Here is an 8,149-nt window from a genome sequence, read left to right on the forward strand (position 1 = left end):
TCTCATAAAAATTGAACTGTGCCGAAAGCGGCACGGGGTAATTGGGTTAATTCTAGACATTTTGCCAGCCAATTGACAGCATCAGCATCATTCGTCGGGTGAGGAAGACATTGATGACAAGAAAGCTATTCAATCTCGCCGCCGCTGGGCTATTGGCTATCGCGCTACCAGTGCTGGCAGCCGGCCCTGCCGAGAGTCAGCGATACGTGGTTGAGCGGGGGGATACCCTGTGGGATATCGCCGCCACCTTTTTCGATAATCCTTGGCAATGGCGTGACGTATGGTACGCAAATCCGGCTATAAAGGATCCCAATCTTATTTATCCTGGCGATGTGCTCACCCTCACATGGCAAGCGGGGAAACCGGCCGTCAGCTACAAGCCTAGGCGCGCGATTGCAGCAAAGGGAGATGCACCCAAGACGTCAGCGCTTAGCAGTGTCGATCCTATGCTGCTGCCCTATTTACAACAGGATATGCTGGTCGAAAAGGCGCGTTTGGTGGCGCTGCCTCGTGTTCTTGGCTCTACAGATGGGCGTCAATATCTGTCAGTGCACGATACCCTGTATGTGGATGCGTCGTTGGGTGCCAAAAATTGGCAGGTTTTTCGGGTTGAGAAAACCTTTTTACGCCCTGCGACGTCAGAGGCTAGCGCCGAACCGATCGCTATGGTGAGCTTAAAACATGTGGCTGACGGACGTATCCGTGCGCGAAGTGAAGGGCGCAGTGTGATGACACTGACACGCGTGGTGCAGGAAGTACGGCCCAATGATGTCTTGTTACCTTTGCCCGAGAACACGCATGCGCGCTTTTGGCCCCAAGCGGCTCAAACCGACGCGAGGTTATTAGGGCATCTTTATGGCAGTGAGTATGTCGCGAATGGTCAGCTGGTGGTGCTCGATAAAGGTGCCAATGATGGCGTGACGACCGGACAAATGTTTACTGTCACTGAAGCTGGTGCCAACGTATTAAATGGCCCTGGTGAGTATCGCTATCAAAACGCGAACGAAAGCACGACACAATCCATCACACCCATGCCTGATGTGACGGTGGGACAAACCATGGTCGTTCGGGCTTACCCTTGGGTTAGCTTGGCGGTGATCACCCAAGCGCGTCAGCCGATCAAAGCCGGCATGCATGCGGTACCGCCATCTTCTCAACCGGCCTATGCACGATAAATCGCTGCGAGGATGGTTGACGCTGACTCAAGTGCCGCGGTTGCGCGTCCCGCAGCGGCGCGCGCTGTTAGCTAAAATGCCCATCGACGCATTGTGTGACCAAACCCATCATGAGCTTGCCGCGGTTGGCTTAACCGCTGAGCAATGTCAGGCCATCATGCACCCCAATCATGCCATGATTGAGCGTAGCCTTGAGTGGGCGAGGCAAGAGAATTGCCACCTGATTGGCTTTGACCATCCAGCTTATCCTGCACTACTCCGAGAAATCGCACGGCCGCCTTTGGTCTTGTATGTGCAAGGCGATCTGACTTGCTTGGCGATGCCTCAATTGGCGATGGTGGGCAGTCGACACGCGACACCGCAAGGGCTAGAAACGGCGTTTCAATTTGCTAAACAACTGGTTGAGCATGGCGTTGCGATCACCAGTGGGCTTGCGCTAGGTATCGATGGCCGGGCACACAAAGGCGCACTCGAAGGCGGCGGAAAAACCTTGGCGGTGCTGGGAAGCGGACTGGCCAATGTGTATCCCGCGCGGCATCGCGCATTGGCCGAGCGGATTGAAGCGCAGGGGGCGCTTGTTTCCGAGTTTTGGCCGGACGCCCCGCCAAGAGCCGAACACTTTCCGCGCCGCAACCGGTTGATCAGTGGGTTGTCGGCAGGCGTATTAGTGGTAGAGGCCGCACCGCAAAGTGGGTCACTGATCACGGCACGTTATGCGCTAGAGCAAAACCGGAGTGTGTTTGCGATTCCCGGTCCCATAGACCAAGTCCAATCGCGAGGTTGCCACCAATTGATAAAACAAGGCGCCGTGTTAGTCGATTGCGTTGATGATATTATAAGTGATGTGGATAGCTTGGTTCAGTTTGCTGTGAGTCAGCAAAACGAATTATTTAGTGATGCACCCAAGTTAGATACGCACGAAGGATTGCCATTTTCTGCGCTGTTGGCTAACGTAGGGACTAACGCGACGTGTGTCGACGTACTGGCTGAGCGCTGCAACCAACCGGTTCACGAAATCATGATGCAGTTGTTAGACTTAGAACTCCAGGGGCTTGTAGCAGCAGTACCCGGTGGCTATGTCAGAACGAGGAGGGGCTAGCCATGATGGACATTCTTATGTACCTGTTCGAAACCTACATCCACAGCGATGTGGAAGTGATGATCGATCAGGACGAGTTAGCAGATGAATTGTCCCGCGCGGGTTTTCATCAAGACGATATATATAAAGCCCTGAACTGGCTTGAAAAGCTGGCACAGTTGCAAAATGCGGATAAACAGCCTTACCTATCAGGCAGTGCCCAAAGCTCGATTCGAATCTATACCGAGCAAGAAACACGCTTTATCGACCAAGAAAGCCGAGGCTTTCTCTTATTCTTAGAGCAGGCTGGGGTGCTTTCACCGGAAACGCGTGAAATGGTCATCGATCGGGTGATGGAACTTGAGACCCAAGAATTTGGTCTTGATGATCTAAAATGGGTCATTTTGATGGTGCTGTTTAACGTGCCCGGTAACGAGCGTGCGTATACACAGATGGAAGAAATGCTGTACGACGCACAAGAGGGATACGTGCACTAACGCTTATCAATGACAGTAAAAGGTGTGAATGAGTAAAGATAACACCCCGAACACCCACGAGCGCTGCCCGGAATGTGGCAGCGCTCTTGCGTTTAAATCGGGCAAACGAGGCCCGTTTCTGGCCTGTACGGCCTACCCAGAGTGCCACTATACCAAAGCGTTACATCATGGTGATGGCCATGTAGTAAAAGCGCTTGGCGTGGCTTGTCCGGCGTGTCATCAGGGAGAATTGGTGTTACGCCAAGGTCGATTCGGTATGTTTATTGGCTGCGATCAGTTCCCGCAATGTACGCATATCGAAAAACCGGATGAACCCGATCATACTACCCTCACCTGTCCATCCTGCCACAAAGGTGAGCTGGTGGAGCGCACCTCGCGTTACGGCAAGCGCTTTTTTGCCTGTGACCAATACCCTAAGTGTCATTTTGCGGTAAATGCACAACCGATAGCCGGCACCTGCGAGCAATGTGGCTTTGCGCTGCTGGTGGAGCGTAAGAAAGGTGGCAAGACAGTACACCAATGTGCCGATAAGTCCTGCAGCGCGATTCAAGGTGAATCGGCTGCAGAATCGGAGAGCGAAGGCTAATCGGTTTGCGCGGCGAGAGCCAATGCAGCCGATTTCAAACCGTGAAAAGCATCGTCGGGGAGATAGCTGGCGAGACTGGCTAACTTGGTGGCAAGCGCCGCGTTCGATGTGGCCGTGACATTAATATGGCCCACTTTGCGCCCCGGACGAGGCGTTTTGTTGTACCAATGTACATGGGCATCACGATAGGTCGCAAGCGGGACACTGCCTTGGCCTAAGATATTGATCATCGCCGTCGGCTGGATTAACTCGGTCGGGCCGAGGGGTAAGCCGCTGACGGCGCGCAGGTGGTTTTCAAATTGGCAACACGCGCTACCTTGCTGTGTCCAGTGACCGGAGTTGTGCACCCGAGGCGCGATCTCGTTCACCAGCAAGCTGCCGTCTACATCAAAGAATTCCACCGCGAGTACCCCCACATAGTTCAGCGCGCTGGCAACCTTTTCCAACATGTCCGCGGCTTGTGTTTGCAAAGCATGCTCATCTGGGCGCACCACAGACAAGGTGAGTATCCCATCATGATGGTGGTTTTGGGTCAGGCTATAGCTGGCAAATTCACCATTCGCGCCACGCACACCAATCAGTGACACTTCCCGGTCAAAAGGGATCATGGCTTCGGCAATGATGGCTTGGCCATCGCGTTGCTCTGGCGCGGTGAGAAAGGCGTCGAGCTCTGCCCACAATGCGTGAAGATCATCGCCGTCACGATAGCGCCACTGTCCTTTGCCGTCATAACCATCCAAGGTGCTTTTGAGTACTAAGGGCGCGCCCAGTGCGTCGACCGCCTTTTCTAAATCAGCCTGTGTATACACCATACGGTATGGTGCATTGGCGACACCTGCTTGCATCAGCAGCGCTTTTTCAATTTGGCGGTCGCCACCGGTTAGAATCGCCTGAGCACTGGGGCGTAACTTCCCGCTTTGCTCGCAGTGATGCAAGATATCAGCGGGGATATGCTCAAATTCCGCGGTGATAATATCCGCGCCGGCGATGGCCGTATTGAGGCCGTGCCCCAGTGGTTGCAGCGTCAGTGGGTGAACAATGTCGCCACTACGCACATCATAGGCGCTGACGATAAGATTGAGCGGCGCGCCGGCCAAGGCCATCATCCGGGCCAGTTGTCCCGCGCCTAACACCAGAATATTCATGGCCTTACCCTTGTGGGTTGGGTTGAGCGAGAACGGCCTCAGTTTGCGCTTGGCGAAACGCATCCACTTTTGCCATCAAATCAGGGTCGGCCGTTGCGAGAATTTGTGCCGCAAGGAGGCCTGCATTCGCGGCGCCTGCGTCTCCAATGGCGAGTGTGCCCACTGCCACGCCCTTGGGCATTTGAGCAATAGAAAGCAATGAGTCCATGCCCTTTAACGCTTTTGACTGGACCGGCACGCCGAGCACCGGCAGGCTGGTGTGTGCGGCGGTCATCCCAGGCAAATGGGCGGCCCCCCCGGCGCCGGCAATAATCACTTTAATCCCGCGCTCGGCCGCTTGTTGGGCGTAGTCGGCAAGTAACTGTGGTGTGCGATGGGCGGAGACAATACGGGTTTCGTAAGGGATGGCAAAGTGATCCAACATAGCCGCTGTATGTGTCATGGTAGGCCAATCGGATTGTGAGCCCATGATGATACCGACAGTCATAATACGTCCTTCTTGATGACAAGCGTGAATAAGATAAGCTGAGCGTGGCGCGAATTATACCCAGATTTCACCGCAAGGAAAACGTTTGCGTCGGCGGTGGGGGATGAAATTCCGTCAAGATCCCACTGCGTGGATCAGGTAAAGTACGTTTATAGTCTCAGTAACAAAGGATGTGAGCGTGGCACACGGTCAGTCGACAATTGATAAGCAAGCCGTGAAGGCTTTTTTCCTCCAGCTTCAAGATGATATTTGCCAACAGCTTGCGCAAGAAGATGGTCAAGCGCATTTTATTGAAGATGCGTGGGAGCGTGAGAAAGGGGGTGGTGGTCGCAGTCGCGTCCTGCGTCAGGGCCAAGTATTTGAGCAAGCGGGAGTGAACTTCTCGCACGTATTTGGCGATCAAATGCCTGCCTCGGCGACCGCGCACCGTCCAGAGCTTGCCGGGCGCTGCTTTGAGGCCATGGGGGTGTCGTTGGTAATCCACCCTCACAACCCGTACGTGCCGACCTCGCATGCGAACGTGCGGTTTTTCATTGCTGAAAAGGAAGGCGCCGATCCTGTGTGGTGGTTTGGCGGTGGCTTTGACCTTACGCCTTTCTATCCGTTCGAGGAAGATTGCCAGCATTGGCATCAGACCGCCAAAGTCTTGTGCGCGCCCTTCGGTGATAGCGTGTACGCTGATCACAAGGCGTGGTGCGATCGCTATTTTTATCTGCCCCATCGCGATGAAACCCGTGGCGTCGGCGGACTTTTCTTTGATGATTTGAACCAGTGGCCATTCGAGCAGTGCTTTGCCTACACCCAAGCGGTTGGAAAAGGCTTTATCGATGCTTACCTGCCGATTGTACAGCGCCGCAAAGCCACTCCCTATGGTGAGCGTGAGCGAGATTTCCAGCTTTACCGCCGCGGACGCTATGTCGAATTTAACTTGGTGTATGACAGAGGCACGCTATTTGGCTTACAAAGTGGTGGGCGTACCGAATCTATCCTGATGTCGATGCCGCCGATGGCACGTTGGGAATATAATTGGTCACCCGATGAAGACGCGCCGGAAGCGAGACTCTATCGCGACTACCTTAAACCGAGGGAGTGGTAACAGATGACCGATCGTTATTGTGTGGTCGGCCACCCGATTGGCCATAGCAAGTCGCCGCAGATCCACGCCGCATTTGCGACGCAAACCCAACAAGACATCGACTATCAAGCCATTGAGGCACCGCTCGAAGGCTTTGTGACCAGTATGCAGGCGTTTTTTGCGCAAGGAGGGCGCGGCGCCAATGTGACCGTGCCTTTTAAACAGCAAGCGTATGATTGGGTTGATACACTGACAGAGCGTGCCTGCCGCGCCGGTGCCGTGAATACGCTGGTTAAGCAAAGCGATGGTTCCCTACTGGGTGATAATACTGATGGGGCAGGTTTGGTGACTGACTTACACTACCATCATGTGGCACTGCGCGATAAGCGCATTATGGTTGTGGGAGCAGGCGGTGCAGCAAGGGGTGTGTTGCTTCCTTTACTGGAGCAAGAGCCAGCATTGCTGATGATAGTGAATCGCACCGAGCAAAAAGCCCAGCAATTAGCCGCTGCATTTGGTGAGGCCGGACCGATCGCCAGTCATGCCGTGGATAGCCCCATGGCGGCGCCGGTCGATGTGATCATTAACGCGACCTCGGCGAGTTTACATCAAAGCTATCCTCCTCTCCCTCATGGCGCGATTGGTCCAGCGACCACTGTCTATGACATGGTGTATCAAGCTGGCTGCACAACCAGCAACCAGTGGGCGCAACGCCAAGGAGCAGGGCGGTGTTTAGACGGCTTGGGCATGCTGGTGGAACAAGCGGCGGAAAGCTTTGCTATATGGCGCGGCTGTCGGCCACAAACCGAACGTGTGCGTGAGCAGTTAAGAGAGGCACTCAATCAATGAATCAATCCCTTATTCTGGCTGCGGACCAAGCGCAGGTCGACACGGCAAAGGCCCGTGTTTGTTTTTACGGCCAACTTAATGGTGCATTGTTACCATGCGCTGTCCGATTTACCACCTTATCCGCGCTCGCCGGCTGTGCGGTGGACACGGATAATGCGCAGGCGATTGTCGAACAGGTTTGGTTTGATATTGAAGAGCACATGGAAGCGGCCATCGAATCAGAAGCGTTTGAAGCCGATGGCAGCTTGCTGATTTAGCACTCGCAGCGGTAGATGTCTTTGGTGTCGACATAGTTTTGCGCTGAGCGTGCAAAATAAGCACGCTCTTTGTCGGTAAGGGGGCGAACTTGTTTGACCGGTGAGCCGACATACAGATAGCCACTCTCTAAGCGTTTTCCGGGCGGGACTAAACTGCCAGCGCCAATCAGCACTTCATCTTCTATCACAGCGTCATCGAGAATAATCGTCCCCATTCCCACTAGGACTCGGTTGCCAATCCGACAGCCGTGTAACATGACTTTGTGGCCGATTGTCACTTCTTCGCCAATGATCAGCGGGTAACCTTGTGGGTTTTCGGCATTTTTGTGAGTAACATGAAGGACTGAGCCATCTTGAACATTGGTCCGAGCGCCAATCTGGATATGGTTCACGTCACCACGCGCTGCAACCAGCGGCCAAATACTCACATCATCGCCTAGCGTAATATCGCCAGCCAGTACACTGGATTCATCAATATAGACGCGTTCGCCAAGCTGAGGCGTCATGCCTTTATAAGCGCGCAGCTGTTTTGCCATCACAAATCCCTCTTTTCTCTATTAACAGTGCTAAATAGCGGCGAGTTTGATACCAGTTTTACACCCTAGCGAGTAAAAAAACAGCGAGTGACAGTTTTTTTCTAAAAAACACCTAAAAAGGACTTGCCAACCTGATCAGCTTCTCTATAATGCGCCTCCATCGACACGGCACGCAGGGCAAGCGTTCAGCGGCCATGTCGGGGCAAAAAATCAAATAAAAATAAACGCTTGACGTGAGTTTTTAAAAGATTAAGATGGCCGGCCTACTTAACGCCAAGCGTTAGGGGAGTCAAAAAGAGGTTTTATTTCACCCGGCGGGTTGAAAATAAAAGATAAAGTTTCTTCTTGACTTTAACGGCAAGGCGCGTAAGATACGCAGCCCTGACCAAGCGAAGCGCAGCTTCGCAACGTCAACGCTCTTTAACAATTTGACCTATGCAATCTGTGTGGGCACTCGTTGAGAA

The 8,149-nt window shown here is 53.6% G+C and carries 10 protein-coding genes; 7 read left to right on the forward strand and 3 right to left on the reverse strand.

Annotation, left to right across the window (positions count from 1 at the left end; all coding sequences use genetic code 11):
• Positions 1-113 precede the first annotated feature (113 nt).
• From BZG23_RS14420 to BZG23_RS14435, 4 genes are read left to right on the forward strand one after another with little or no spacing between them, the layout of a single operon-like run.
• Positions 114-1,175, forward strand: a complete 1,062-nt coding sequence (locus BZG23_RS14420) for a LysM peptidoglycan-binding domain-containing protein (RefSeq protein ID WP_077579376.1) — start codon at positions 114-116, stop codon at positions 1,173-1,175.
• Positions 1,135-2,274: a DNA-processing protein DprA gene (gene dprA / locus BZG23_RS14425; RefSeq protein ID WP_241837222.1), complete on the forward strand. Its 1,140-nt coding sequence runs from the start codon at positions 1,135-1,137 to the stop codon at positions 2,272-2,274. Before BZG23_RS14420 ends, dprA begins: the two co-directional genes overlap by 41 nt.
• Before the next feature lie 2 nt (positions 2,275-2,276).
• Positions 2,277-2,750, forward strand: coding sequence for a DUF494 family protein (locus tag BZG23_RS14430; RefSeq protein ID WP_046074885.1), 474 nt, complete (start codon positions 2,277-2,279; stop codon positions 2,748-2,750).
• A 28-nt stretch (positions 2,751-2,778) separates the two neighbouring features.
• Positions 2,779-3,336, forward strand: a complete 558-nt coding sequence (locus BZG23_RS14435; protein ID WP_077607329.1) for a DNA topoisomerase family protein — start codon at positions 2,779-2,781, stop codon at positions 3,334-3,336.
• On the opposite strand, the gene BZG23_RS14440 is transcribed toward BZG23_RS14435, so the two are convergent.
• Positions 3,333-4,481, reverse strand: coding sequence for a 5-(carboxyamino)imidazole ribonucleotide synthase (locus tag BZG23_RS14440; RefSeq protein WP_077607330.1), 1,149 nt, complete (start codon positions 4,479-4,481; stop codon positions 3,333-3,335). The genes BZG23_RS14435 and BZG23_RS14440 overlap by 4 nt on opposite strands.
• Positions 4,482-4,485: 4 nt before the next feature.
• Positions 4,486-4,968 (reverse strand): 5-(carboxyamino)imidazole ribonucleotide mutase, encoded by a 483-nt coding sequence (gene purE, locus BZG23_RS14445; RefSeq protein WP_046074888.1) that lies wholly within the window; start codon positions 4,966-4,968, stop codon positions 4,486-4,488.
• A gap of 178 nt (positions 4,969-5,146) precedes the next feature.
• Between purE and hemF the strand changes: the two genes are divergently transcribed.
• From hemF to BZG23_RS14460, 3 genes are read left to right on the forward strand one after another with little or no spacing between them, the layout of a single operon-like run.
• Complete coding sequence (hemF, locus tag BZG23_RS14450) at positions 5,147-6,064, forward strand: oxygen-dependent coproporphyrinogen oxidase (RefSeq protein ID WP_077607331.1); 918 nt, start codon at positions 5,147-5,149, stop codon at positions 6,062-6,064.
• Between the two features lie 3 nt (positions 6,065-6,067).
• Positions 6,068-6,892 carry a shikimate dehydrogenase gene (gene aroE / locus BZG23_RS14455; protein WP_077607332.1) on the forward strand — a complete coding sequence of 275 codons (825 nt, stop codon included), beginning with the start codon at positions 6,068-6,070 and terminating at the stop codon, positions 6,890-6,892.
• On the forward strand, positions 6,889-7,149 hold the full coding sequence (locus BZG23_RS14460) for a DUF1488 family protein (protein ID WP_077607333.1): 261 nt from the start codon (positions 6,889-6,891) through the stop codon (positions 7,147-7,149). Before aroE ends, BZG23_RS14460 begins: the two co-directional genes overlap by 4 nt.
• On the opposite strand, the gene BZG23_RS14465 is transcribed toward BZG23_RS14460, so the two are convergent.
• Positions 7,146-7,685: a gamma carbonic anhydrase family protein gene (locus BZG23_RS14465; protein WP_077607334.1), complete on the reverse strand. Its 540-nt coding sequence runs from the start codon at positions 7,683-7,685 to the stop codon at positions 7,146-7,148. The genes BZG23_RS14460 and BZG23_RS14465 overlap by 4 nt on opposite strands.
• Positions 7,686-8,149: the final 464 nt, after the last annotated feature.

This window comes from Salinivibrio sp. ML290 (genome assembly GCF_001995695.1).
GTDB lineage: Bacteria > Pseudomonadota > Gammaproteobacteria > Enterobacterales > Vibrionaceae > Salinivibrio > Salinivibrio siamensis.

What these genes read in the sequence shown, in the direction of transcription:
- BZG23_RS14420 (WP_077579376.1), top strand. Translation starts at nt 114, where the DNA reads ATGACAAGAAAGCTATTCAATCTCGCCGCCGCTGGGCTATTGGCTATC.
- BZG23_RS14465 (WP_077607334.1), bottom strand. Translation starts at nt 7,685, where the DNA reads ATGGCAAAACAGCTGCGCGCTTATAAAGGCATGACGCCTCAGCTTGGC.
- BZG23_RS14430 (WP_046074885.1), top strand. Translation starts at nt 2,277, where the DNA reads ATGATGGACATTCTTATGTACCTGTTCGAAACCTACATCCACAGCGAT.
- aroE (WP_077607332.1), top strand. Translation starts at nt 6,068, where the DNA reads ATGACCGATCGTTATTGTGTGGTCGGCCACCCGATTGGCCATAGCAAG.
- dprA (WP_241837222.1), top strand. Translation starts at nt 1,135, where the DNA reads ATGCGGTACCGCCATCTTCTCAACCGGCCTATGCACGATAAATCGCTG.
- BZG23_RS14440 (WP_077607330.1), bottom strand. Translation starts at nt 4,481, where the DNA reads ATGAATATTCTGGTGTTAGGCGCGGGACAACTGGCCCGGATGATGGCC.
- purE (WP_046074888.1), bottom strand. Translation starts at nt 4,968, where the DNA reads ATGACTGTCGGTATCATCATGGGCTCACAATCCGATTGGCCTACCATG.
- BZG23_RS14460 (WP_077607333.1), top strand. Translation starts at nt 6,889, where the DNA reads ATGAATCAATCCCTTATTCTGGCTGCGGACCAAGCGCAGGTCGACACG.
- BZG23_RS14435 (WP_077607329.1), top strand. Translation starts at nt 2,779, where the DNA reads ATGAGTAAAGATAACACCCCGAACACCCACGAGCGCTGCCCGGAATGT.